21 protein-coding genes are annotated in these 22881 nt (G+C 72.5%); 12 read left to right on the forward strand and 9 right to left on the reverse strand.

Annotation, left to right across the window (positions count from 1 at the left end):
• Nucleotides 1–5 precede the first annotated feature (5 nt).
• The 5 genes from hutH to OIU81_RS13095 form a co-directional block, all read right to left on the reverse strand.
• On the reverse strand, nucleotides 6–1550 hold the full coding sequence (gene hutH / locus OIU81_RS13075) for a histidine ammonia-lyase (RefSeq protein WP_329147033.1): 1545 nt from the start codon (nucleotides 1548–1550) through the stop codon (nucleotides 6–8).
• 106 nt (nucleotides 1551–1656) lie between these two features.
• Entirely contained in the window at nucleotides 1657–2772 is a 1116-nt protein-coding gene (locus OIU81_RS13080; protein ID WP_329155094.1) for a GGDEF domain-containing protein, read from the reverse strand.
• Nucleotides 2773–3024: 252 nt separating this feature from the next.
• Nucleotides 3025–3825, reverse strand: coding sequence for an enoyl-CoA hydratase/isomerase family protein (locus OIU81_RS13085; RefSeq protein ID WP_329147035.1), 801 nt, complete (start codon nucleotides 3823–3825; stop codon nucleotides 3025–3027).
• A 135-nt stretch (nucleotides 3826–3960) separates the two neighbouring features.
• Nucleotides 3961–5208 (reverse strand): adenylate/guanylate cyclase domain-containing protein, encoded by a 1248-nt coding sequence (locus OIU81_RS13090; RefSeq protein WP_329147037.1) that lies wholly within the window; start codon nucleotides 5206–5208, stop codon nucleotides 3961–3963.
• Between the two features lie 182 nt (nucleotides 5209–5390).
• Complete coding sequence (locus OIU81_RS13095) at nucleotides 5391–6344, reverse strand: biotin--[acetyl-CoA-carboxylase] ligase (RefSeq protein WP_329147039.1); 954 nt, start codon at nucleotides 6342–6344, stop codon at nucleotides 5391–5393.
• 131 nt (nucleotides 6345–6475) lie between these two features.
• On the opposite strand from OIU81_RS13095, the gene OIU81_RS13100 reads away from it, so the two are divergent.
• From OIU81_RS13100 to OIU81_RS13130, 7 genes are all read left to right on the forward strand, one after another.
• Nucleotides 6476–8065, forward strand: a complete 1590-nt coding sequence (locus tag OIU81_RS13100) for an acyl-CoA carboxylase subunit beta (RefSeq protein WP_329147041.1) — start codon at nucleotides 6476–6478, stop codon at nucleotides 8063–8065.
• Between the two features lie 50 nt (nucleotides 8066–8115).
• Entirely contained in the window at nucleotides 8116–8328 is a 213-nt protein-coding gene (locus OIU81_RS13105; RefSeq protein WP_329147043.1) for an acyl-CoA carboxylase epsilon subunit, read from the forward strand.
• A gap of 179 nt (nucleotides 8329–8507) precedes the next feature.
• On the forward strand, nucleotides 8508–8636 hold the full coding sequence (gene mmpB, locus OIU81_RS13110; protein WP_329147045.1) for a morphogenic membrane protein MmpB: 129 nt from the start codon (nucleotides 8508–8510) through the stop codon (nucleotides 8634–8636).
• Nucleotides 8637–8808: 172 nt separating this feature from the next.
• Nucleotides 8809–10293 carry a peptidoglycan D,D-transpeptidase FtsI family protein gene (locus OIU81_RS13115; protein WP_329147047.1) on the forward strand — a complete coding sequence of 495 codons (1485 nt, stop codon included), beginning with the start codon at nucleotides 8809–8811 and terminating at the stop codon, nucleotides 10291–10293.
• A 44-nt stretch (nucleotides 10294–10337) separates the two neighbouring features.
• Nucleotides 10338–10949, forward strand: a complete 612-nt coding sequence (locus OIU81_RS13120; protein ID WP_329147049.1) for a nucleoside triphosphate pyrophosphatase — start codon at nucleotides 10338–10340, stop codon at nucleotides 10947–10949.
• Nucleotides 10950–11094: 145 nt separating this feature from the next.
• Nucleotides 11095–11922, forward strand: coding sequence for an MOSC domain-containing protein (locus OIU81_RS13125; protein WP_329147051.1), 828 nt, complete (start codon nucleotides 11095–11097; stop codon nucleotides 11920–11922).
• 51 nt (nucleotides 11923–11973) lie between these two features.
• A complete protein-coding gene (locus tag OIU81_RS13130; protein ID WP_329147052.1) occupies nucleotides 11974–12555 on the forward strand; it encodes a DJ-1/PfpI family protein in 582 nt (193 codons plus the stop codon).
• Between the two features lie 278 nt (nucleotides 12556–12833).
• On the opposite strand, the gene OIU81_RS13135 is transcribed toward OIU81_RS13130, so the two are convergent.
• Complete coding sequence (locus OIU81_RS13135) at nucleotides 12834–13313, reverse strand: hypothetical protein (protein WP_329147054.1); 480 nt, start codon at nucleotides 13311–13313, stop codon at nucleotides 12834–12836.
• Between the two features lie 467 nt (nucleotides 13314–13780).
• Here OIU81_RS13135 and OIU81_RS13140 point away from each other — a divergent pair, with 467 nt between their 5' ends.
• The gene (locus tag OIU81_RS13140; protein ID WP_329147056.1) at nucleotides 13781–15550 is read left to right on the forward strand and encodes an acetyl/propionyl/methylcrotonyl-CoA carboxylase subunit alpha; all 1770 of its coding nucleotides are present in this window, start codon (nucleotides 13781–13783) and stop codon (nucleotides 15548–15550) included.
• Nucleotides 15551–15649: 99 nt separating this feature from the next.
• Here OIU81_RS13140 and OIU81_RS13145 read toward each other — a convergent pair whose 3' ends face one another.
• Nucleotides 15650–16834, reverse strand: coding sequence for an alpha/beta hydrolase (locus tag OIU81_RS13145; RefSeq protein WP_329147058.1), 1185 nt, complete (start codon nucleotides 16832–16834; stop codon nucleotides 15650–15652).
• A 347-nt stretch (nucleotides 16835–17181) separates the two neighbouring features.
• On the opposite strand from OIU81_RS13145, the gene OIU81_RS13150 reads away from it, so the two are divergent.
• Nucleotides 17182–17820 (forward strand): TetR/AcrR family transcriptional regulator, encoded by a 639-nt coding sequence (locus OIU81_RS13150; protein ID WP_443073980.1) that lies wholly within the window; start codon nucleotides 17182–17184, stop codon nucleotides 17818–17820.
• A gap of 48 nt (nucleotides 17821–17868) precedes the next feature.
• Here the strand turns inward: OIU81_RS13150 and OIU81_RS13155 are convergent, their stop codons facing one another.
• On the reverse strand, nucleotides 17869–18822 hold the full coding sequence (locus OIU81_RS13155; protein WP_443074136.1) for a DeoR/GlpR family DNA-binding transcription regulator: 954 nt from the start codon (nucleotides 18820–18822) through the stop codon (nucleotides 17869–17871).
• A gap of 332 nt (nucleotides 18823–19154) precedes the next feature.
• Nucleotides 19155–20600 carry an NAD(P)H-quinone dehydrogenase gene (locus OIU81_RS13160; RefSeq protein WP_329147062.1) on the reverse strand — a complete coding sequence of 482 codons (1446 nt, stop codon included), beginning with the start codon at nucleotides 20598–20600 and terminating at the stop codon, nucleotides 19155–19157.
• 137 nt (nucleotides 20601–20737) lie between these two features.
• On the opposite strand from OIU81_RS13160, the gene OIU81_RS13165 reads away from it, so the two are divergent.
• The 3 genes from OIU81_RS13165 to OIU81_RS13175 all read left to right on the forward strand — a co-directional run bounded on the left by OIU81_RS13165 (nucleotide 20738) and on the right by OIU81_RS13175 (nucleotide 22557).
• The gene (locus OIU81_RS13165) at nucleotides 20738–21175 is read left to right on the forward strand and encodes a gamma-glutamylcyclotransferase (RefSeq protein ID WP_189097216.1); all 438 of its coding nucleotides are present in this window, start codon (nucleotides 20738–20740) and stop codon (nucleotides 21173–21175) included.
• A gap of 135 nt (nucleotides 21176–21310) precedes the next feature.
• Nucleotides 21311–22132, forward strand: coding sequence for a purine-nucleoside phosphorylase (locus OIU81_RS13170; RefSeq protein WP_329147065.1), 822 nt, complete (start codon nucleotides 21311–21313; stop codon nucleotides 22130–22132).
• A 263-nt stretch (nucleotides 22133–22395) separates the two neighbouring features.
• Nucleotides 22396–22557, forward strand: coding sequence for a hypothetical protein (locus OIU81_RS13175; RefSeq protein ID WP_329147067.1), 162 nt, complete (start codon nucleotides 22396–22398; stop codon nucleotides 22555–22557).
• Nucleotides 22558–22881 lie beyond the last annotated feature (324 nt).

A 22881-nucleotide genomic window follows, 5' to 3' on the forward strand; every position in this document is an offset into this window, starting at 1 on the left:
GCCCGTTACGCCAGGGTGCCGGTGACCGACTCCACGGCCGCCACCAGCTTCCCGTCCTGCACGAACGTGTACGCGGCCGCCAGGTCCGGCGCCAGGAAGCGGTCCTCGCCGGGCCCCTGGACGCCCGCGGCCCGCACCGCGTCCAGCACGGCGCGGGTGGCGGGGGCCGGGACCAGGCCCTCACGCATCTCGACGGCGCGGGTCGCCGCATAGAGCTCGACGGCGATGATCCGGGTCAGGTTGTCGACCGCGGTGCGCAGCTTGCGCGCCGCCGACCAGCCCATCGAGACATGGTCCTCCTGCATGGCGGAGGACGGGATGGAGTCCACCGAGGCCGGTGCGGCCAGCCGCTTCAGCTCGCTGACCAGTGCCGCCTGGGTGTACTGGGCGATCATCAGGCCGGAGTCGACGCCCGGGTCACCGGCCAGGAAGGCGGGCAGCCCGTGCGAGCGGTTCTTGTCCAGGAGGCGGTCGGTACGGCGCTCGGCGATCGAGCCGAGGTCGGCCGCGGCGATGGCCAGGAAGTCCAGGACGTAGGCGACCGGGGCACCGTGGAAGTTGCCGTTGGACTCGACCCGGCCGTCCGGGAGGACGACGGGGTTGTCGACGGCCGCGGCCAGCTCGCGGTCGGCGACCAGCCGGGCGTGGTCGAGGGTGTCCCGGCCGGCGCCGGCGACCTGCGGGGCGCAGCGGATGGAGTAGGCGTCCTGGACGCGCGGGGCGTCGTCCTGGTGGTGGCCGGTGAAGCCCGAACCGTCCAGCACCTTGGCCATGTTGGCCGCGGCGGCCGCCTGTCCGGGGTGCGGGCGGATGGCGTGCAGCTCGGGCGCGAGGACCTTGTCCGTGCCGAGCAGGGCCTCCAGGGACAGGGCCGCGGTGATGTCCGCGGAGGTGAAGAGCCGGGCGAGGTCGGCGCAGGCCATCACGAGCATGCCGAGCATGCCGTCGGTGCCGTTGAGGAGCGCCAGGCCCTCCTTCTCGCGCAGCGCGACGGGCTCGATGCCGTGCGCGGCCAGCAGCTCCCCGGCCGGGCGGACCACGCCGTCGGGGCCCTCCGCGTCGCCCTCGCCCAGCAGCGTCAGCGCGCAGTGCGACAGCGGGGCCAGGTCGCCGGAGCAGCCGAGCGAGCCGTACTCGTGCACGACGGGCGTGATGCCCGCGTTGAGTATGGCCGCCATCGTCTCGACGACCAGCGGGCGGACGCCGGTGCGCCCGGAGGCCAGCGTCTTCAGCCGCAGGAACATCAGGGCACGGACGACCTCGCGCTCGACCCGCGGGCCCATGCCGGCCGCGTGCGAGCGCACGATGTTGCGCTGGAGCTGGGCCCGCAGCTCGGGGCTGATGTGCCGGACGGCCAGCGCCCCGAAGCCGGTGGAGACGCCGTAGACGGGGTCGGGCTTGGCGGCGAGTTCGTCGATGAAGGCGCGGGAGGCGGCGACGGCCGCGAGGGCCTCCTCGGACAGCTCGATCCGGGCCGCGCCGCGGGCCACCGCGATGACGTCCTGTGCGGTCGTGCCGGACGTCCCCAGCACCACAGTGTGCATATCCATATTCAGGCACCCTAGAGACTGAATCGCCAGATGTCACCACCGGGTTTCGGGACCACCCCTTACGGGGCGTACACGAGGACCCGGAGGTCGGCAGGGACGCGGGGCCTCACCTCCGGAAGCGCCGGCGCTCCGGCCCCGACCGACGGTCCGGGGCGTCCGCGAGCCGGACCACCGGGTCGTCCTTGCCGCCGTGCCGCCCGGCGACCACCGGCTCGCCCGACCGCGCCGCCTTGGCCTTGTACTGCGCGGCGTCCGCGAGCCGGAAGAGCCGCCGGGCGCTGCGCACCTCACCGATCGGATCGCCGGTCGAGGCGACCCCGACCGCGACGCCCTCACCGAGGTCCAGCTCCCCCGCCCGGTCGCACAGTTCACCGGCCACCTTGACCACCTCGTCGGCCGGCGCGCCCACCGCCAGCAGACAGAACTCGTCGCCGCCGAGCCGGGCGGCGAGGGTGCCCGGCAGCATGGCGCCGCACAGCGACAGCACCGAGCCGAAGCGCTCCAGCAGCCGGTCGCCGACCGCATGGCCGCGGGAGTCGTTGACCCGCTTCAGCCCGTTCAGATCGCACACCACCAGGCTGACCACCGCCTCGTCCCTGCGGTGCAGCTCCAGCGCCTCGTCCAGCCGCATGTCGACGGCACGGCGGTTGGCCAGCCCGGTCAGGGAGTCGGTGAACGCCAGCCGGCGCGCCTCGGCCAGCCGCTCGGTCTGGGCGATCCCGGCGGCCGTCACGGCCGCGAGCACACCGGCGAAGTCGGCGTCCGCCGGGCCGAAGACCGGCTCCCCCGAGCGCCGCGCGACATACAGCTCGCCCCATGCCCGCCCGTGCAGCACGATCGGCGCGACCACACAGCAGCCGCGGCCCCGGCGGCGCAGCGCGGCCACCCGCTGGGCGTTGCCCCGGCCGCCGCCCGGCTCCCCGGGCGCCACCACGGCCACCGGGAGGGCGCCGGCGCTCTCCACCCAGGCACTGGACTCACCGCCGCCCGCCCACTGCTCGTGCACGAAGCCGGCGATCTCCGGGAACTCGTGGACGGGGTAGCTCTCGTCGTCCGGGAACTCCTCCTCGCCCTCGGCGAGTTCGCCGGTGTTGACCAGCACCCGCAGCTTGCCCAGCTCACGCTCCCATTTCGAGATCGCCGCGAAGGAGCCGCCCAGGGCCCGGCACACGCCCCGGGCCGCGGCGTGCGCCGATTCGCGCGGCGTGTGCGCGGCCGCCATCGCCTGCGCCAGCCCCACCACGGCCCGCAGCCTCGCATCGCCCTCGCCCGTCACCGGATCCTCGCATTCCGTCACCGTGAGCACGCTCTGTACTTCAGCGTAGGAATGTTTAACCCCTTCCGCCCCTTCCGGTGCGCGATCGACACCCGGGCGCCCTCGCGTCCGCCCTGGTCGGGGCGGGACAGGTGACCAATCGGTGAGACCCTGCGGGCAGTTCTTACGGTGCGTCACCGGAGGCGGTCCGACCCCGGTTCACTCGCCGGGCCACTGCGGCGCGCGCTTCTCGTTGAAGGCCGCCACGCCCTCCGTCCGGTCCCCGGAGAAGGCCACACTGCGCCAGGCGCCGTCCTCCAGGTCCAGGCCGGTCCGCAGGTCCAGCCCGTGCCCCAGCCGCATGGCGCGCTTGGCGGCGCGCAGCCCGAGCGGCGAGTTCCGGGCGATCCGGGCCGCCAGCTCCAGCGCCTCCGCGCGGTCGCGCCCGTCCTCGGTCAGCTGGTCGACCAGCCCCAGCTCCGCGGCCTCGGCCGCCGGCACCCGCCGCGCGGTGAACACCAGCTCGGCCGCCCGCGCCGCGCCCACCCGGCGCGGCAGCAGCTGGGTGCCGCCGCCCCCCGGGATGACGCCCACCGACACCTCCGGCAGGCCGACCGTCGCCGTCCCGTCGGCCACGATCAGATCGCAGGCCAGCGCCAGCTCGTAGCCGCCGCCGAGCGCGAAGCCGTGCACCGCGGCGATGGTGGGCACCGGCAGTTCCAGTACGCCCGTGTAGGCGGCGCGGGTGCGCGGGCGCTGCCGCATCAGCTCCGCGTCGGTGAGGGAGTTGCGCTCCTTGAGGTCCGCGCCGACGCAGAACGCCCGCTCGTGGGTGGAGGTGAGGACCACCGCCCGTACGGTGCGGTCCGCCGCCAGCTCCTCGCAGGCCTGCGCCAGACTGTCGGCCATGGCCGTCGACACGGCGTTCATGGCCTTCGGACGGTCCATGATCAGTTCCGCCACGTGGTCATGGCGCTCGATGGCGACCCAGCCGTCCGCACCGAACCGTCGCTGTGACATGCAGCCCTCCCTGTTAACGGACGTTGACCTGACGCAGGGATCATGTCAGGTGCGTGCTCCGGGGCACAGGAGGGGGCAGGGGGCCCGCGGGGGCCCTCCGCGCGCCGGACGGCCCTCCGGCGGGAGGTGCCCCGGTCAGTCGCGGCGGCTCAGCAGCCAGGGCTCGACCACGCCCAGACCGCGCACCGGCCGCTGCCACATCGGCTGGAGCGCGAAGCGGTACGACGGGGGCGGGCTGCCGGTGCCCTCCGCGGCGGCCTTCTCCGCGGCCGCGGCCTCGGCCTCGGAGACCGGCGCCTCACCGATCCGCCCCAGTTCCTCGGCGAACGCCTCGTCCACCAGCACGGTGTCCTTCGGCGCTATCGAGGTCAGGCGGCTCGCGAGATTCACGGTCGTACCGAAGACGTCGCCCATCCGGGTCGTGACCGTGCCGAAGGCGATGCCGACGCGCAGCTCCGGCATCGTCTCGTCGTTGGTCATCGTCTCGATCAGCCGCAGTCCGATCTCGGCGGCGACCCCGGCGTCGTCGGCGGAGAAGAGGACCTCGTCCCCGAGGGTCTTGATGAGCCGGCCGCCGTGCGCGGCCACCAGGTCGGAGCAGGTGGTCTCGAACGCCTCCACCAGCTCGCCGAGTTCCTCCTCCTCCAGGCGGCGGGTCAGCCGGGTGAAGCCCACCAGGTCGGCGAAGCCCACGGCGAGCCGGCGGTCGACCATCTCGGCGTCGTCCTGGGCCCGCACCACCCGGCCGGTGGCGGCGGCGAGCTGGCGCCGCCAGACGTAGACGAGGAACTCCTCCAGCTCGGGCAGCAGCAGCTCGACCAGCGGGTAGGTGATCTCCGTCCGGGTCAGGCCGGAGTCCTGGGGCTCGGTGAGGCCCTCCAGGAAGGAGTCGATCTGCCAGTCGGCCAGTCGGGCGGTGGTCTGGCCCGTGGACCGGGCGACCTGGATGGCCATGGCCTCGCTCAGCAGGCCCGCCTCGACGAGGCCGGCGAGGCGGCGCAGGGCCAGCACATCGGCCTCGGTGAGGGCCTTGACCTGGCCGATGTCGGCGAAGCCCATGGCCCGCCAGAAGCGGGCCGCCAGATCCATCGAGACGCCGGCGCCGCGGGCCGCCTGGAACGGGGTGTAGCGGCGGTCGGCGCCGAGGATGAGCTGTTCGAGGCGGATGGCGATGGTGTTCTCGTCGTCCTCACCGCGGGCCGCCGGGGCCCCCTCGGGGACGGTGCGCGCCGGGTCGGTGCCGGCCGGTGCGGAGCCCTCGGCGGGGGCGTCGTCCGCACCGCCGCCCCCGGCGCGTGCGGAGTCGCCGTCGGGGACGCCCGCCACGGCGTCGTCCCCGCTGTCCACGTCGCGCGGGGCGGCGCCCGAGTCGTCGGCGGTCACCGGCCGCTCCCTGTCCGATCCCTGCGCACTGCCCTTCCGATCACTGCTCGCCGGTGGTCCGCTCCCTGGCGGACCGCCTCAACGATACGGCAGGTGTGCTCTGGCTCACTCTCACATGTCGGCCCTGACCACGGAAGAGGAGGGCCCGGACGCCGCGGGCGGGCACCGGGCCGCCGGCCCGCTCACCCCTGGTGACCGGCGCCGTCCCCGGGCCCGGCCGGTGGCGCGGGACGCAGATGGACGATGTCCCCCGCCCCGACCGGCCGCTGTACGCCGTTCGCGGTGGCCAGCACCAGGCGCCCGTCGCCGTCGATGGCCACGGCCTCGCCGGTGAGGTCGTCTCCCCCCGGGAGTTCGGCGCGCACCGAACGGCCCAGGGTGGCGCAGCCCGCGGCGTAGGCCTCCTGGAGGCGGCTGGCGGCGGGGTCGCCGTCGGCGCTCTGCCATGCGCCGTACCAGTCCTCCAGCGAGCGCAGGACGGCGCGCAGCAGCGGGTCGCGGTCGGTGCTGCGGGCGCCGGCCAGGACCAGCGAGCCGGCCGTGGGCACCGGGAGTTCCGCGGCGGTGAGGGTGACGTTGAGGCCGGTGCCGACGACGACGCCGTCACCGGCCCGCTCGGCGAGGATGCCGCCCGCCTTGCGCTCCCCGGCGCCCTCTCCGGCCTCTCCGGCGCCCTCCCCGGCCTCCCCGGCCTCTCCGGCGGAAGTCACCAGGAGGTCGTTGGGCCACTTGAGTGCCGTGTCGACGCCGGCCACCCGGGAGACGGCGGTGGCGGTGGCGACGCCGGCGAGCAGCGGCAGCCAGCCCCAGCGCTCCACGGGGACGCGGGGGGTGAGGTAGACGGAGAAGAAGAGGCCGGAGCGCGCGGGCGCCGACCAGGAGCGGTCCAGCCGGCCGCGGCCGGCGGACTGTTCCTCGGCGACCAGGACGGCGCCCTCGGCGGCCTCGCCCCGTGCCGCGCGCTGTGCCAGGTCGGTGTTGGTGGAGCCGGTGGCGGGCACGACGTCCAGGGAGGTCCACAGCGAGCCGGGGCGCACCAGGGCCCGGCGCAGCGCCGTGGCGTTCAGCGGGGGGCGGCCCAGATCGCTCCAGCGACCGGCGTCTTTGTCCCGGTTTTCCGGTGGTTGAGGCGTCATGGGGCCAGCCTAGGTGTGGTCAACGACGCAGTGCCGCTGAGCAGTCCCGCGGATACGCTACGAATCGGTAGCCACACCCGTACCACCCTCAGTACGCGTACCAGTCCAGGACGAGCAGGAGCCGCATCCCGATGTCCGAGCCGGAAGCACACATCCACACCACCGCGGGCAAACTGGCGGACCTGCAGCGGCGGGTCGAAGAGGCCACGCATGCCGGTTCCGCCCGTGCGGTGGAAAAGCAGCACGCCAAGGGGAAGTTGACGGCGCGTGAGCGCATCGATCTGCTGCTGGACGAGGGCTCCTTCGTCGAGCTGGACGAGTTCGCGCGGCACCGGTCGACCAACTTCGGCATCGAGAAGAACCGCCCGTACGGCGACGGGGTCGTCACGGGCTACGGCACCGTCGACGGCCGGCCGGTCTGTGTCTACTCGCAGGACTTCACGATCTTCGGCGGATCGCTGGGCGAGGTCTACGGCGAGAAGATCGTCAAGGTGATGGACTTCGCCCTGAAGAACGGCTGCCCGGTCGTCGGGATCAACGACGGCGGCGGGGCCCGGATCCAGGAGGGCGTGGCCGCCCTCGGCCTGTTCGCGGAGATCTTCCGGCGCAATGTGCACGCGTCGGGTGTGGTCCCGCAGATCTCGCTGATCGTCGGGCCCTGCGCGGGCGGCGCGGTGTACTCCCCGGCCATCACCGACTTCACCGTCATGGTCGACCAGACCTCGCACATGTTCATCACCGGTCCCGACGTCATCAAGACCGTCACCGGCGAGGACGTCGGCTTCGAGGAGCTGGGCGGCGCCCGCACGCACAACACCACCTCCGGTGTGGCGCACCACATGGCGGGCGACGAGAAGGACGCCATCGAGTACGTCAAGGGCCTGCTGTCCTACCTGCCGTCCAACAACCTCTCCGAGCCGCCGGCCTTCCCGGAGGAGGCGGACCTGGAGACCTCGGACGTCGACCGCGAGCTGGACACCCTGATCCCGGACTCGGCCAACCAGCCGTACGACATGCACATCGCGATCGAGCACGTCCTGGACGACCACGAATTCCTGGAGACCCAGGCGCTGTTCGCCCCGAACATGCTGACCGGCTTCGGCCGGGTCGAGGGCCACTCGGTGGGCATCGTCGCCAACCAGCCGATGCAGTTCGCCGGCTGCCTGGACATCAAGGCGAGCGAGAAGGCCGCGCGGTTCGTGCGGACCTGCGACGCGTACAACATCCCGGTGGTGACCTTCGTCGACGTGCCGGGCTTCCTGCCGGGCACGGACCAGGAGTACGACGGGATCATCCGGCGCGGCGCCAAGCTGATCTACGCGTACGCCGAGGCCACCGTCCCGCTGATCACGGTCATCACCCGCAAGGCGTTCGGCGGCGCCTACGACGTCATGGGCTCCAAGCACCTGGGCGCGGACCTCAACCTGGCCTGGCCGACCGCGCAGATCGCCGTCATGGGCGCCCAGGGCGCGGTCAACATCCTGCACCGCCGCACGCTGGCCGCGATCGAGGACCCGGCCGCCCAGGACGAGCGGCGCCAGGAGCTGATCCAGGAGTACGAGGACGCCCTGCTGAACCCGTACGTCGCGGCCGAGCGCGGCTACGTCGACGCGGTGATCATGCCGTCCGAGACGCGCCGGCACATCGTCCGCGGGCTGCGCACGCTGCGCAACAAGCGCGAGGCGCTGCCGCCGAAGAAGCACGGCAACATCCCCCTCTGACCGGCAGCACCCGCACCCAGGACCAGCAAAGGCAAAGGAGGACGCCGTCGATGATCAAGGTCGTACGGGGCAACCCCACACCCGAGGAGCTGGCCGCCGCACTGGCGGTGGTGCAGGCCCGCGCGGCGGCGGCCACGGCCGCCGCGCCCGGCGGGAAGGACCGCGGCACCGAGTGGTCCGACCCCGCGTCCACGGTTCCGGCCCGGTCGCGGATGCCGCACCCGGGCCCACGGGCCTGGCGGACGAGCTACTGGCCGCACTGAGCCGCCGGCGCATGCGCTGACCGGCCGGGCGGGCCGGTCGGCTCGGCAGATCGATCGGATCCATCAGATCAGCCAGATCAGCCAGATCGGTGCATGGTGCACCGTCTAGTCCTTTGCGTGTGTGGCGCCTGAGTACGCGTACTCAGGCGCCCCACGCACTTCGGGCACAGGATCGATACATGCTGTGGTCAGATCCGCCCGATGAGCCTCCTGAGGAGCTGCGCGACGTGCAGGCCAGGCTCCACCGGATGGGCATCGTGCTGGCCATCGCCGCGATCGTGGTGATGGTCCTGCTCATGGGGGGATAGCCGGCCTTGTCCGGCGGCCGGCCTTCGGGCGCGGCCAGGGTTCCCGTCCGCGGGGAGGTAACGGTCACAGCCTCCGCCGGCAACCATCACGCCGGAAATCGACTCTTTCCCTCCCGAGGGCGCACATCACGCGCCTTTCACCGGCCGGCAGCCGAACGGGAGTGGAAGAGCGATGAACAGGCCGTTGCGGCACGTAGCCGTCTTCTGCGGGGTGCTGGTGCTGGCACTGCTGGTCCGTGCCACCTGGGTCCAGTTCGTCCAGGCCGACAAACTGGCCAACGACCCGAACAACCGCCGCGTCAAGATCGAGGCGTTCTCCTACCCGCGCGGCAACATCATCGTCGGCGGCAAGCCGGTCACCGGCTCCGTGGCGACCCCCGGGGACTTCAAGTACAAGCGCACGTACAAGGACGGCCCGATGTACGCGCCGGTGACCGGGTTCGCCTCGCAGGCGCAGGGCACCTCGTTCCTGGAGGGCATCTACAGCAAGGTGCTCAGCGGCAAGGACGACCGGCTCGCCCTCAAGCAGGCCAAGGGCATGCTGACCGGCGAGAAGCCGCGCGGCGGCGATGTGCTCACCACCATCGACCCCAAGGCGCAGAAGGCCGCGTACAAGGGGCTGAGCGACCTCAACGCCAAGGGCGCGGTGGTCGCGCTCGACCCGCGCAACGGCAAGGTCCTCGCGATGGCCTCCACCCCCTCCTACGACCCCTCGCAGTTCGCCGGGATATCCAACGCCGAGGGCAAGAAGTTCAAGGCGCTGGACGCCGACAAGAGCAAGCCGCTCAGCAACCGGGCGCTGCGCGAGACCTACGCACCCGGCTCCACCTTCAAGATCCTTACCGCGGCGGCGGCCCTGGAGCACGGCGTGGTCAGCGACATCAACGCCCCCACCGGCGCCCCCACCCCGTACAAGCTGCCGCTCAGCTCGACCACCGTCGGCAACGACGTGGCCGGTGCGCCCTGCGACAATGCGTCGCTGAAGACCGGCATGCAGTGGTCGTGCAACAACGTCTTCCTCGACACCGCGCTGAAGGTCGGCAAGGACAAGATGCGCGAGACCGCCGAGAAGTTCGGCTTCAACTCCGATGTCTACGACAAGGACTTCGGCGACCTGCTGGCCAGCAAGAGCCTCTACCCCAGCAAGCTCGACAAGCCGCAGACCGCCCTCACCGGCATGGGCCAGGGCAGCCTCACCAGCACCCCGATGCAGATGGCGATGGTGACCGCCGCCCTCGCCAACGACGGAAAGCTGATGATGCCGCACGTCGTCGACGAGGTGCGCGGCCCCGACCTGTCGACGCTGGAGAAGCTGGAGCCCAAGGAGCTGTCCCAGGCCGTCTCCGCGGACACCGCGAAGAAGGTGCAGGAGATGATGGAGTACACCGCCTCGGACGGCACCGCCTCCAAGGCCAAGATCGACGGCGTGACCGTCGGCGGCAAGACCGGCACCGCCCAGCACGGCGCGAACGTCAACGACGAGCGCCCCTACGCCTGGTTCGTCTCCTACGCCAAGCAGAGCGACGGCTCCTCCCCGGTCGCGGTCGCCGTCTTCGTCGACCCCAAGGACATGGACATCCCCCGGTCGGAGATCGCCGGCGGCAAGCTGGGCGGGCCGATCGCGAAGTCCGTGATGGAAGCGGTCCTCAACAAGTAGTCCGGGCTCCACCCGCGTCTGTCGGGCTCCGTACGATGGCGCACATGACCGAAGAGCCCCGCCCCCGCCGTCTCGTCCTCGCCTCCCAGTCCCCCGCCCGGCTGGCCCTGCTGCGGCAGGCCGGGCTGGCGCCCGAGGTCGTGGTCAGCGGGGTCGACGAGGACGCGCTGAGCGCCCCGACACCCGGCGAGCTGGCCCGGCTCCTCGCCGAGGCGAAGGCCGCCGCCGTCGCCGCCCGCCCGGAGATCCACGGCGCGCTGGTCGTCGGCTGCGACTCGGTGCTGGAGCTGGACGGGCGGGCGCTGGGCAAGCCCGCGGACGCCGAGGACGCCACCGCCCGCTGGAAGTCCATGCGCGGCCGCTCCGGCATCCTGCGGACCGGCCACTGCGTCATCGACACCGCGACCGGCCGCCGGGTGGCCGCCACCGCCTCGACCACCGTCCGCTTCGGCGAGCCGACCGACGACGAGATCAGCGCCTACGTCGCGAGCGGCGAGCCGCTGCACGTCGCCGGCGCGTTCACCCTCGACGGCCGCTCCGCCCCCTTCATCGACGGCATCGACGGCGACCCGGGCAACGTCATCGGCCTGTCCCTGCCGCTGCTGCGCCGGCTGCTCGCGGACCTGGACGTGGCGATCACCGCACTGTGGACCTGACGGCACCCCGGGGCCGCACCCGCGGGGGCCGGCGGGGGCGCCCCGGCACGGCCTGATCCGGCACGATCCGGGCCGATCACGCCAGATCCCGCCGCCTCCTCGCATGATCAGCCCCGAATCGCCGGAAACGCCCTAGGCTGCCCGCATGGTGACCGTGGTCGAACTGATCAGCTATCCCGTCAAGGGCTGCGCCGGCATCCCGGCCTCCGAGGCGGAGCTCACCCCCGCCGGCCTCCGGCACGACCGCAGCTTCATGGTCGTCGGGACGGACGGCGTGTTCCGCAGCCAGCGCAAGGACCCCCGGCTGGCAGTGATCCGGCCCGAGGTCGGCGCCGACGGGACACAGCTCACCCTGTCGGCGCCGGGAGTTGAGCCCCTCCGGTTCGACATCGACCACGGCGCCGGGACGGCCCGGGCGGCGGTCGAGATGTTCGGCACGCCCTACCGCGCGGTCGACCAGGGCACCGAAGCCGCCGACTGGCTCTCGGAGGTGCTCGGCGCGCCCAGCCGCCTGGTGCGCGTCCCCCCGGAGCACGACCGGGTGACCGACGGCCTCACCCCCGGCACGTCCGGCTTCGCCGACAGCAGCGCCGTGCACCTCGTCTCCCGCGCCACCCTCGACGACCTCAACGCCCGCATCACCGCGGCCGGCCGGGCACCGCTGCCGATGAGCCGCTTCCGGCCCAACCTCGTCGTCGACGGCTGGACGGAGCCGGCAACCGAGGACCGCGCGCGGCGCCTCACCGCCGGCGACTGCGCACTGGGCTTCACCAAGCTCGCCATCCGCTGCGCCGTCACCCTCGTCGACCAGCGCACCGGAGCCAAGGCGGGGCCCGAGCCGCTGCGCACGCTCGCCACCTACCGGCGGGAGCCCGGGGGCGGGGTGTCGTTCGGCTCGAAGTTCTCCGTGCTGAGGACCGGAAAGGTGGCGCTCGGCGACGCATTCCACGTCACCGACTGGGGAACCGATTGATCCGGAACGACTCGATCGCTCCGATCGACGCCATCGCGAGGAGTGCGCAGCATGCCCAAGATTCTCATCATCGCCGGCGACGCCACCGAGGACCTGGAGTTCTTCTACCCCTACCAGCGGCTCCTGGAGGAGGGGTACGAGCCTCGGATCGCGGCCCCGACGCACAAGAAGCTGCAGTTCGTCGTCCATGACTTCGTCGACAACTTCGACACCTACGTCGAGCGCGAGGGCCACTCCTGGCCGTCCGACCTCGCCCTGGCCGACGTCGATCCGGCCGAGTACGCGGCGCTGGTGCTCCCCGGCGGCCGGGCCCCCGAGTATCTGCGCAACGACCCCGACTACCGCCGCCTCGTGCGCCACTTCTTCGACGCCGACAAGCCCGTCGCCCACATCTGCCACGCGGCCATCACCCTGGCCCCGCTCGGCCTCCTCAAGGGCCGCCGGACCGCGGCCTATCCGGCCTGCGCGCCCGACGTGGAGATGGGCGGCGGGACCTTCGTCGACGACTCGGCCGTGGTGGACGGCAAGGTCGTCTCCGCCCGCGCCTGGAACGACCATCCGGACTGGATGCGCGCGTTCATGGACGTCCTGCGCGAGCACGCCCCCGTGAAGAAGAGCGCCGGGGAACACTGAGCCCCCGCCGGGCCCCGGGGGGTGCCCCAACTCGGCTCGGACGCGGGATGGTTCGGGCGCGGGCAGGGTCCGGGCACAGGCAGGGTTCGGGCGCGGGTACGTCCGGGCGCGGTGGCGCCGCCCGCGCCACCGCCGGGGACCCGCACGGAGCCATATGACCCCGGCCCCGTCACGCGCCCGCCCGGCCCCGTCAGCGGGAACGGGCGCCGGGCCACCCGGAAGCGATGCCCTGCCCTCGGGCCGGTCCCGGGCCCCGGCCGCTCAGGGGCCCCGGCCTCTCAGGCAGACGTGGGCGCGGCCGGCGGTACGCCGTTCGGAGGGTTTTCCGCGTTTCCGCGCGCGTCCCCCGTACGGCCCTCCCCGTACGCCACCAGCGTCAGCACCAGCAGCCCCAGCACGACCATCATCGCGAGGAACGCGACCCAGCCGGCCAGGCCGACGGCGAGGGCGCCCAGGACGCCGTGCACCACCGCGCAGCTGATGAGGCAGATGCGGGCGAAGCCGGCCGGAGCACGGTCCCGCAGCGCGACGCGTACCAGGACCGCGGCGCAGAACAGCAGGTAGAGGCCGAAGAGGGCGCCGCCGATCCAGGATCCGGCAGACATCGCGCGCGGCTGCAGCCCGGCCAGGGACATCTGCTGCCGGTCCACGACGATGCTCAGGATCCAGTTGAGCAGCACGATCCCGAACGCCTCCAGGACCAGGACCACCGCCGCGACCAACGCCACCGGCCGTCGGGCCACCGTCACCCCGTCCACCCACTTCCGCCGTGTACCGAGCCCGGTCGCCCAGGTGGACGCCGGTTACCGCGTTTTCCGCCGTTACCGCAAGTACAGAAGACATCGGGCACGCTACTAATGGGTAATGCCTGGGGCAAGGGTTCTGCGCGGGTGGATACGGGCCGCGGCGGGCGCAGCGCTGCGCGGCACGCCGGAGGACGGAGCCGACCGCAAAGATTCCTTCGCCCATTCGTAGGGACTCCACAAAGAATTGACGATCCGCAGGACGCCACCAGCGCGAGACCTAAGCCACACCAGGACCCGATCCGGACCCCAGGAATCCGGGCCTACCCTGGGATACCAGGGGACTTAGGTTCCTCACTGGCGCCCCGAGCACACTCCGTGTGGGCAAGCTCACCCCAGGGAACGGGTCGGCACGCGGTGTCGCCAGTCCCTAAAATCGCCGCATCCATAAGTTACGGCGAAGCGCCAAGGAAGGACCCATCGTGCGCAAGGTGCTCATCGCCAACCGTGGCGAAATCGCTGTTCGCGTTGCCCGTGCATGCCGGGACGCGGGGATCGGCAGCGTAGCCGTCTACGCCGACCCCGACCGGGACGCCCTGCACGTCCGCGCGGCCGACGAGGCGTACGCCTTGGGCGGTGACACTCCTGCCACCAGCTACCTGGACATCGCCAAAGTGCTGGCCGCCGCCGCCGATTCCGGCGCCGACGCGATCCACCCGGGCTACGGCTTCCTGTCGGAGAACGCCGAGTTCGCCCAGGCCGTCCTCGACGCCGGACTGACCTGGATCGGCCCGCCGCCCCACGCCATCCGTGACCTCGGTGACAAGGTCGCCGCCCGTCACATCGCGCAGCGCGCCGGCGCCCCCCTGGTCGCCGGCACCGCCGACCCCGTCTCCGGTGCCGAGGAGGTCGTCGCCTTCGCCAAGGAGAACGGCCTGCCCATCGCGATCAAGGCGGCCTTCGGCGGCGGCGGCCGCGGCCTGAAGGTCGCCCGCACCCTCGACGAGGTCCCCGAGCTCTACGACTCCGCGGTCCGCGAGGCCGTCGCCGCCTTCGGCCGCGGCGAGTGCTTCGTCGAGCGGTACCTCGACCGCCCGCGGCACGTCGAGACCCAGTGCCTGGCCGACAAGCATGGCAACGTCGTCGTGGTCTCCACCCGTGACTGCTCGCTGCAGCGCCGCCACCAAAAGCTCGTCGAAGAGGCCCCGGCCCCGTTCCTGAGCGACGAGCAGAACGCCGAGCTCTACCGCGCCTCCAAGGCCATCCTCAAGGAGGCCGGCTACGAGGGCGCCGGCACCTGCGAATTCCTCGTCGGCCAGGACGGCACCATCTCCTTCCTGGAGGTCAACACCCGCCTCCAGGTCGAGCACCCGGTCACCGAGGAGGTCACCGGCCTCGACCTGGTCCGCGAGATGTTCCGCATCGCCGACGGCGAGGAGCTCGGCTACGACGACCCGGCGGTGCGCGGCCACTCCTTCGAGTTCCGCATCAACGGCGAGGACCCCGGCCGCAACTTCCTGCCCGCCCCCGGCACCGTCACCACGTTCGACGCGCCGGCCGGCCCCGGCGTCCGGCTGGACGCGGGCGTCGAGTCCGGCTCGGTCATCGGCCCCGCCTGGGACTCCCTCCTGGCCAAGCTGATCATCACCGGCGCCACCCGTGAGCAGGCCCTGCAGCGCGCCTCCCGCGCGCTGGCGGAGTTCACCGTCGAGGGCATGGCCACCGCCATCCCCTTCCACCGCGCCGTGGTCACCGACCCGGCCTTCGCCCCCGAACTCACCGGCTCCGCCGACCCGTTCACGGTCCACACCCGCTGGATCGAGACCGAGTTCGTCAACGAGATCACGCCGTTCACCGCGCCCGGCGCCGACGAGGCCGAGGCGGACACCCGTGAGACGGTCGTCGTCGAGGTCGGCGGCAAGCGCCTGGAGGTCTCGCTGCCGTCCTCGCTGGGCATGCCGCTGGCCCGCGCCGCGGTCGCCGGCGGCGCCAAGCCCAAGCGCAAGGCCGCCAAGAAGTCCGGCTCCGCCGCCTCCGGCGACGCGCTCGCCTCCCCGATGCAGGGCACCATCGTCAAGGTCGCCGTCGAGGAGGGCCAGCAGGTCACCGAGGGTGAACTGGTCGTCGTCCTCGAAGCCATGAAGATGGAGCAGCCGCTCAACGCGCACCGCTCCGGCACCATCAAGGGCCTGACCGCCGAGGTCGGCGCCGCCCTCACCTCCGGCGCCGTCATCTGCGAGATCAAGGACTGACGCCACGTCATCCGGCTCCGCGTGAGGGGCTCCCGGCACATCCGCCGGGAGCCCCTCACGCATTCCGGGCCGCTCCCTGGCCGCCCCTGACCGCGGCGGCTAGGAATTCCCCACGACATCCTCCGGGAACGTCAGCGAGCGGCTCATCCACTGAAGCGCCGCGGGCAGCTCACGCCGCCAGGTGGCGAAGTTGTGGCTGCCGTGGTCGAGCATCACGGAGTCCGCCTTCATCGGCGGCTTCACGGCCGCCAGAAACGCCCTGGCCGCCGGGTAGTTCTTCTCCCCGCTGCGGCTGGTGCCGATCAGGACGTTCACCCGGGGCGCGGGCAGCTGCCGCAGACGCCACATCAGATCGTGCTCCTGACGGCGCCGCGCCCGGTCCCTGCCGCCACCGAAGAGATCGCCGGTCGTGGGGTCGTTGCTGACCTTGTAGTCGGGCGAGAGCGCGGCCGCCGAAGTGTACGTACGGTCGTGCCGCATGGCGAGCTGGAGGGCGCAGCTGCCGCCCGAGGAGTAACCCATCACGCCCCAGCCGCCGGGGTCGTGGCCGACCCGGTAGCGCGACCGCAGCGCGTCCGGCACATCGCGGGCGAAGAACGTCTCGGCCTGCGGGCCGCCCGGCACATCGACGCACTGGGTGTCGCGCGGCGGGGCGATGGTGGGCCGCAGCATCACGACCACCGTCGGCTGCATCCGCCCGGCCCGCATCAGCCGGTCGGCGGTCTGCGGCAGCCGCAGATGCTGGCCGAGCAGAAAGGTGCCGCCCGGATAGCCGCTGAGCGCCACGATGACGGGGAAGCGCTGCCGGGCGTACTGGGGCTGGAAGTACTGCGGCGGCAGATAGACGTACGCCGGATCCACCGCCCGGGTCCGCTTGCCGACGATCCGCACCGACTCCACCCGGCCCGCGGTCGCCGGCGCACCCTTCGGCAGACCGTGCACCTTGTCCAGCCCGTCCGGCCCCGACGCCTGCACCAGACCCTTCGACGGGTCACCGACCGGCCCGGCCCCTCCCCCGTCGCCCCACTTGCCGACGGCATCGGGCGCATCGTCGTAGAGCCCGAGCAGCTCGTGCCAGGAGGCGTAGAACTGGAAGTTGGCGTTCACGGCGAGACCGAGCGCCGCCACGATGACCAGCTGCGTCCCGGCGATCACCCCGAGCCGCCCCAGCAGCGCCCGCACCCCGTGCCCCGCGAACCGCGGCCACAGCCAGAGGGTGAGCCCTACGCAGACCACGGCAGCCGCGGCCACGGCGTACCCCAACGACCGGCTGGTCAGTCCCATGACGATCCCCAGATGTCCGCGCCGCGGCCCGCTCCCCCGGCGGCCTGCCACGACGTATTCCCAGGCCCCCGGAACAGCCCGGAAGACCTCATTGCGCCTGGTTTGATGGCCCCTGGAGGGGCGGCGTTGCGGGCCCCGCGAGGTGTTCGGACGCCCGACTCCTGCGCTCTGCCGGAACTTCACGCACCGTCCCCCGGCACGACACGGCCGGGTCCGCGGGAGCGGTGGCCCAGGGCGGCCCGCCCCCGCCCGGCCCCCCGCTCGCCGGGAACTCCCCGGGGCCCCCACCGCGCAATGGCATCCTGGACCCACCGGGCCGCGACCGGCCGGGTCGAGGGAGGACGGCGATGGCCACCGAAACGGCAGGGCAGCGGCAGACGGCGCAGGGGCCGGCGGCGTCCGCGGCGGTGCGGGCGCAGGACGTACGCCCCATGCGGGCCGACGCGCGCCGCAACTACGAGCGGCTGCTGACCGAGGCCCGTACAGCCTTCACCGCGCACGGCACGGACACCTCACTGGAGGACATCGCACGCCGCGCCGGCGTCGGCATCGGCACGCTCTACCGGCACTTCCCCAACCGGACCGCCCTGATGGGCGCGGTCTTCCAGGGCGAGGTGGACGCCCTGCTGACCTACGCCCGGGAACTGGCCGACGCACCGCAGCCGTGCGCCGCGCTGGTCGCCTGGCTGCGCGCGATCATCACCCACGCCAGCACCTACCGCGGGCTGTCACGTGCGCTGATGACGGCCTCGGCGAACGAGAACTCGGGGATGGCGCGGTGCAGCGTCCCGATGCGCGAGGCCGGTGCCGCGCTGCTGACCCGCGCCCAGCAGGCCGGGGCCGTACGCCCCGATGTGAGCATCGGCGATCTGATGCAGCTGACCAACGGCATCGCGCTGGCCGTCGAGGAGTCCCCGGACGACCCCCAGCTCGCCGACCGGCTGCTGACCCTCACCCTCAGCGGACTGAAGGGCGAGCGGCACTGAACGGTGCCGGTACGGCGCGCCCGGCGGGCGCGCCCCCGGCTCCGGTCCCTAGCGCCGCCGCGGCGCGAGATCGGCGACCCGGCCGCCCGCGGCCTCGGACAGCGAGGGGGCCGAGCGGAGCTGTGGCCCCCCGCCCGCGGCACCCGGACCATGGCTGCGGCGCTGCCCCGGCAGCGGGACGTCCCGCCGGGGGCCTCTCCGGTCCGCAGCGCCGCCTTCCGTCCCCGGCTGCCCCGGCCCGTGACCGGTGGCGCCCGAGCTGTTGGCGACGGCGATCTGCACGCCCTGATCGGCCAGCGCCTGCAGCTCCGTGGCGGCGCGGTCGTCATGGCCCGGCGGCTCGTCGGTGACCAGCCGGGTGATCACATCCGTCGGCACGGTCTGGAACATCGTGTCGGAACCGAGCTTGGTGTGGTCGGCGAGCACCACCACCTCCCCCGCCGCCTGCACCAGCGCCCGGTCGACGCTGGCGGAGAGCATGTTGGAGGTGGACAGCCCGCGCTCGGCGGTCAGACCGCTGCCCGACAGGAAGGCGCGGGAAACCCGCAGGCCCTGGAGGGACTGCTCGGCACCGCTGCCGACCAGCGCATAGTTGGAGCCGCGCAGGGTGCCGCCGGTCATCACGACCTCGACTCGGTTGGCATGGGCCAACGCCTGGGCGACGAGCAGGGAGTTGGTGACGACGGTCAGGCCGGGGACCCTGGCGAGCCGGCGGGCCAGCTCCTGGGTGGTCGTTCCCGCACCGACCACGATGGCCTCGCCCTCTTCGACGAAGCCCGCGGCGAGATCGGCGATGGCCGTCTTCTCCGCGGTGGCCAGATGGGATTTCTGTGGGAATCCTGATTCGCGGGTAAAGCCTCCCGGCAGGACCGCACCGCCGTGTCGGCGGTCGAGGAGTCCTTCTGCCTCCAGCGCCCGCACATCCCGCCGTACGGTTACTTCAGAGGTCTGGACGACGCGGGCGAGCTCCCGGAGCGATACGGCTCCGTTGGCGCGCACCATTTCAAGGATCAATTGGCGACGTTCTGCAGCGAACACGAAACTGACAGTAACGCCAACGACCGTCTGTTTTCAGCAGGTTGCACCAATTAACGGAAGTTGTTCACACCGCGGAGCGTGACGTGGTATGCGGTGTGCATATGTCGTCCGAATGTCGAACGGCCGGCCGACGGGACCCGCTTGCCGCCTGGTCAGCCGCCCTGTCGGGCCCCCGCGGCGCCGGGCGGCCGGGCGGAACGGATCCCGGCCCGTGCAGGGACGTTTCATCCCCAGCGCTCATCGGGGGCACAAAGATTTCAATCGACCGCCGCCGCCCGCCCGCCGTCCGGAGCCGACTACTCGGTGCCCGCCTTCCGCGTGTGCAGCTGCCGGGCGACCTCCGCGATCGAGCCGGACAGCGACGGGTAAACGGTGAAGGCACTGGCGATCTGCTCGACGGTCAGATTGTTGTCGACCGCGATCGAGATCGGGTGAATCAGCTCGCTCGCGCGCGGGGAGACGACCACACCGCCGACCACGATGCCCGTGCCGGGGCGGCAGAACAGCTTGACGAAGCCGTCGCGGATGCCCTGCATCTTGGCGCGCGGGTTGCGCAGCAGCGGGAGCTTGACGGCCCGGGCGTCGATCTTGCCGCTGTCGACATCGGCCTGGGAGTAGCCGACGGTGGCGATCTCCGGGTCGGTGAAGACGTTCGCGGAGACCGTCTTGAGGTTCAGCGGCGTGACCGCGTCGCCGAGGAAGTGGTACATCGCGATCCGGCCCTGCATCGCGGCCACCGACGCCAGCGCGAAGACACCGGTGCAGTCACCCGCCGCGTACACGCCCGGGGCGGTGGTGCGGGAGACCTTGTCGGTCCAGACGTGGCCGGATTCCCGGAGCTTGACGCCGGCCGCTTCCAGGCCCATGTCCTCGGTGTTGGGGATCGAGCCGACCGCCATCAGGCAGTGCGTACCGGAGATCGTGCGGCCGTCGGCGAGGGTGACCTCCACGCGGTCGCCGACCCGTTTGGCGGACTGGGCCCGCGAGCGCGCCATGACGTTCATGCCGCGGCGGCGGAAGACGTCCTCCAGCACGGCGGCGGCGTCCGGGTCCTCGCCCGGCAGCACGCGGTCGCGGGAGGAGACGAGGGTGACGCGGGAGCCGAGCGCCTGGTAGGCGCCGGCGAACTCGGCACCGGTGACACCGGAACCGACCACGATCAGCTCTTCGGGCAGCTCGTCGAGGTCGTAGACCTGCGTCCAGTTCAGGATCCGCTCGCCGTCGGGGAGCGCGTCGGGGATCTCACGGGGGTGCGCGCCGGTGGCGATCAGCACCGCGTCCGCGATCAGGCCCTCCGAGGTGCCGTCGGCGGCGGTGACGGTCACCTTGCGGGAGCCGTCCGGCGCCTGCCCCGGCTCCAGCCGCCCGCGGCCGCGCATGACCCGGCCGCCGGCACGGGTCACGGAGGCGGTGATGTCATGCGACTGGGCGAGCGCGAGACGCTTGACCCGCCGGTTGACCTTGCCGAGGTCGACGCCGACGACCCGGGCGGGCCGGTCCACGTACGGGGTGTCGTCCTCGACGATGATGCCGAGCTCTTCGTACGACGAATCGAAGGTGGTCATCACCTCGGCCGTGGCGATAAGAGTCTTCGACGGCACGCAGTCGGTGAGCACCGACGCCCCGCCCAGACCGTCGCAGTCGACGACGGTCACCTCCGCGCCGAGAGAGGCGGCCACCAGGGCCGCTTCGTATCCGCCGGGTCCGCCACCGATGATCACGATCCGAGTCACGTACTCCATTCTCCCGCACGCCCGTACGTCGCTCACGCCCGGGGGCCCACCGCCGCGCTGACCGGCACCGGGGCGCGCCGCCCGGCCGGTCCCGCGAACCTCCGGTACCACGGGTCCCGCGGTCAACCTCCCGTACTCTCGGAACCATGTCGCTCTACGCCGCCTACGCCGGCAACCTCGACGCGCGGCTGATGTCCCGCCGCGCACCGCACTCGCCGCTGCGCGGCACCGGCTGGCTCAACGGCTGGCGGCTGACGTTCGGGGGCGAGCAGATGGGGTGGGAAGGCGCACTGGCGACGGTCGTCGAGGACCCGGCCTCCCAGCTGTTCGTCGCGCTCTACGACATCGCGCCCATGGACGAGGAGTCCATGGACCGCTGGGAGGGCGTCGGCATGGAGATCTACCGCCGGATGCGGGTACGGGCACACACCCTCGACGGCGACGAGACGGCCTGGATCTACGTCCTCAACGGCTACGAGGGCGGCCTCCCCTCGGCCCGCTACCTGGGCGAGATCGCCGACGCCGCCGAATCCGCGGGCGCCCCGCACGACTATGTGATGGAGCTGCGGAAACGCCCTTGCTGAGGCACGGGGGCCGTGGCCGGCGGGGTGCCGCGACACGCCCGGGCCGGCGTTTGGCACAACCCACAAGACAACGATCCCGGCACCGTGGGCAACGACATCTACGCGCGTAGGGGAATACCGGCTACCCTCGTCCGCGTGAACGCATCTGTTACTCCGGACATCGCGCGCGACCCGCAGGGTGCCGCCGCCGACGCCGCCGCCCGTCTGCGCGAGCTGACCGGCGCCGAGACCCATGACGTCGCCCTGGTGATGGGCTCGGGCTGGGCACCGGCCGCCGAGGCCCTGGGCGCGCCCGAGCACGAATTCCCCGTCACCGAGCTGCCCGGCTTCCCGCCGCCGGCCGTCGCCGGCCACGGCGGCAAGATCCGCTCGTACCGGGTGGGCGAGAAGCGGGCGCTGGTCTTCCTGGGCCGTACGCACTACTACGAGGGCCGCGGTGTCGCCGCGGTCGCCCACGGCGTGCGCACCGCCGTCGCGGCCGGCTGCAAGACCGTCGTGCTCACCAACGGGTGCGGCGGCCTGCGCGCGGGCATGCGCCCCGGCCAGCCGGTCCTCATCAACGACCATCTGAACCTGACCGCCACCTCCCCGATCGCCGGCGCCCACTTCGTCGATCTGACCGATCTGTACTCGCCGCGACTGCGCGCGCTGTGCAAGGAGATCGACCCGAGCCTGGAGGAGGGCGTCTACGCCCAGCTCCCCGGCCCGCACTACGAGACCCCGGCCGAGATCAAGATGCTCCGGACACTGGGCGCCGACCTGGTCGGGATGTCCACCGTCCTGGAGGCCATCGCGGCCCGCGAGGCCGGCGCCGAGGTGCTCGGCCTGTCGCTGGTGACGAACCTCGCCGCCGGCATGACGGGCGAGCCGCTCAACCACGAAGAGGTACTGCAGGCCGGCCGCGACTCGGCGACCCACATGGGCTCCCTGCTCGGCCAGGTCCTCAACAAGATCTAGCGGAGGGCCGGTCGGGGCCGGTCCGTCGGCTCAGGCGGTCCGTCGGTTCGGGCGGGCGGAGGTCAGTCCCGTCCGGTCCGCTCCGCTCCGGTCGGAGGCCGGAGCGGACCGCTCGGGCGAAGGCACGATCGGGTCGCTCGGGCGGAGGCCGGTCGGTCCCGTCCGGCGGAATCGGCTGCCGCCGGACGGGTCCGATTCGGCTGAGCCGGTCCGCGGCCGGCATCGAGCTGACCGGCCAGGCGCCGCCTGCTCAGTTCGAGCTGATGCAGGGCGAGCTGGTGCAGGGCGAGCTGGTGCAGTACGAACACGGTCTCGGCCTCGACCTCGACCTCGACCTCGGCCTCGGCCTCGGTCTCGGCCCGATGCAGTCACGGTCCGGTCCGGTTCGAGTCCGGCCCGGTTCGAGTGCGACCCAGATCGGTTGAATCGGCTGAACCGGTTGAATCGGTTGAATCGGTTGAATCGAGTGCGGCTCGGTTCGGCTGATGCGGGCGTTTCGGCGCCTTGCGTGCTGCCTCCTCCTCTTACCCCGGCAACGATTACGGAGAGTAAGTCGTTCCTCACTCGGTTACATTCTGTGACGGGGTGAGGGAGGCGTCAAGGGCAGGTGGCACGTGGGCCGCCGGTGGCCGGATGGCGTCGTTCGCCCCTCACGCGGGGTAAGGGGTACGAGCCGGGCGCGCACCGCGCAGGCGCCCGGCCGGCCGCAGGCCCCCGCACACAACCCCCGCCCCCGTACGCAACCCCCA

It is taken from the genome of Streptomyces sp. NBC_01454, from assembly GCF_036227565.1.
In the GTDB taxonomy this organism is placed as follows: Bacteria; Actinomycetota; Actinomycetes; order Streptomycetales; family Streptomycetaceae; genus Streptomyces.

What these genes read in the sequence shown, in the direction of transcription:
- hutH (WP_329147033.1), bottom strand. Translation starts at nt 1,550, where the DNA reads ATGGATATGCACACTGTGGTGCTGGGGACGTCCGGCACGACCGCACAG.
- OIU81_RS13080 (WP_329155094.1), bottom strand. Translation starts at nt 2,772, where the DNA reads ATGGCGGCCGCGCACACGCCGCGCGAATCGGCGCACGCCGCGGCCCGG.
- OIU81_RS13085 (WP_329147035.1), bottom strand. Translation starts at nt 3,825, where the DNA reads ATGTCACAGCGACGGTTCGGTGCGGACGGCTGGGTCGCCATCGAGCGC.
- OIU81_RS13095 (WP_329147039.1), bottom strand. Translation starts at nt 6,344, where the DNA reads ATGACGCCTCAACCACCGGAAAACCGGGACAAAGACGCCGGTCGCTGG.
- OIU81_RS13100 (WP_329147041.1), top strand. Translation starts at nt 6,476, where the DNA reads ATGTCCGAGCCGGAAGCACACATCCACACCACCGCGGGCAAACTGGCG.
- OIU81_RS13105 (WP_329147043.1), top strand. Translation starts at nt 8,116, where the DNA reads ATGATCAAGGTCGTACGGGGCAACCCCACACCCGAGGAGCTGGCCGCC.
- mmpB (WP_329147045.1), top strand. Translation starts at nt 8,508, where the DNA reads ATGCTGTGGTCAGATCCGCCCGATGAGCCTCCTGAGGAGCTGCGCGAC.
- OIU81_RS13115 (WP_329147047.1), top strand. Translation starts at nt 8,809, where the DNA reads ATGAACAGGCCGTTGCGGCACGTAGCCGTCTTCTGCGGGGTGCTGGTG.
- OIU81_RS13120 (WP_329147049.1), top strand. Translation starts at nt 10,338, where the DNA reads ATGACCGAAGAGCCCCGCCCCCGCCGTCTCGTCCTCGCCTCCCAGTCC.
- OIU81_RS13125 (WP_329147051.1), top strand. Translation starts at nt 11,095, where the DNA reads ATGGTGACCGTGGTCGAACTGATCAGCTATCCCGTCAAGGGCTGCGCC.
- OIU81_RS13130 (WP_329147052.1), top strand. Translation starts at nt 11,974, where the DNA reads ATGCCCAAGATTCTCATCATCGCCGGCGACGCCACCGAGGACCTGGAG.
- OIU81_RS13145 (WP_329147058.1), bottom strand. Translation starts at nt 16,834, where the DNA reads ATGGGACTGACCAGCCGGTCGTTGGGGTACGCCGTGGCCGCGGCTGCC.
- OIU81_RS13150 (WP_443073980.1), top strand. Translation starts at nt 17,182, where the DNA reads ATGGCCACCGAAACGGCAGGGCAGCGGCAGACGGCGCAGGGGCCGGCG.
- OIU81_RS13155 (WP_443074136.1), bottom strand. Translation starts at nt 18,822, where the DNA reads ATGGTGCGCGCCAACGGAGCCGTATCGCTCCGGGAGCTCGCCCGCGTC.
- OIU81_RS13160 (WP_329147062.1), bottom strand. Translation starts at nt 20,600, where the DNA reads ATGGAGTACGTGACTCGGATCGTGATCATCGGTGGCGGACCCGGCGGA.
- OIU81_RS13165 (WP_189097216.1), top strand. Translation starts at nt 20,738, where the DNA reads ATGTCGCTCTACGCCGCCTACGCCGGCAACCTCGACGCGCGGCTGATG.
- OIU81_RS13175 (WP_329147067.1), top strand. Translation starts at nt 22,396, where the DNA reads ATGCAGGGCGAGCTGGTGCAGGGCGAGCTGGTGCAGTACGAACACGGT.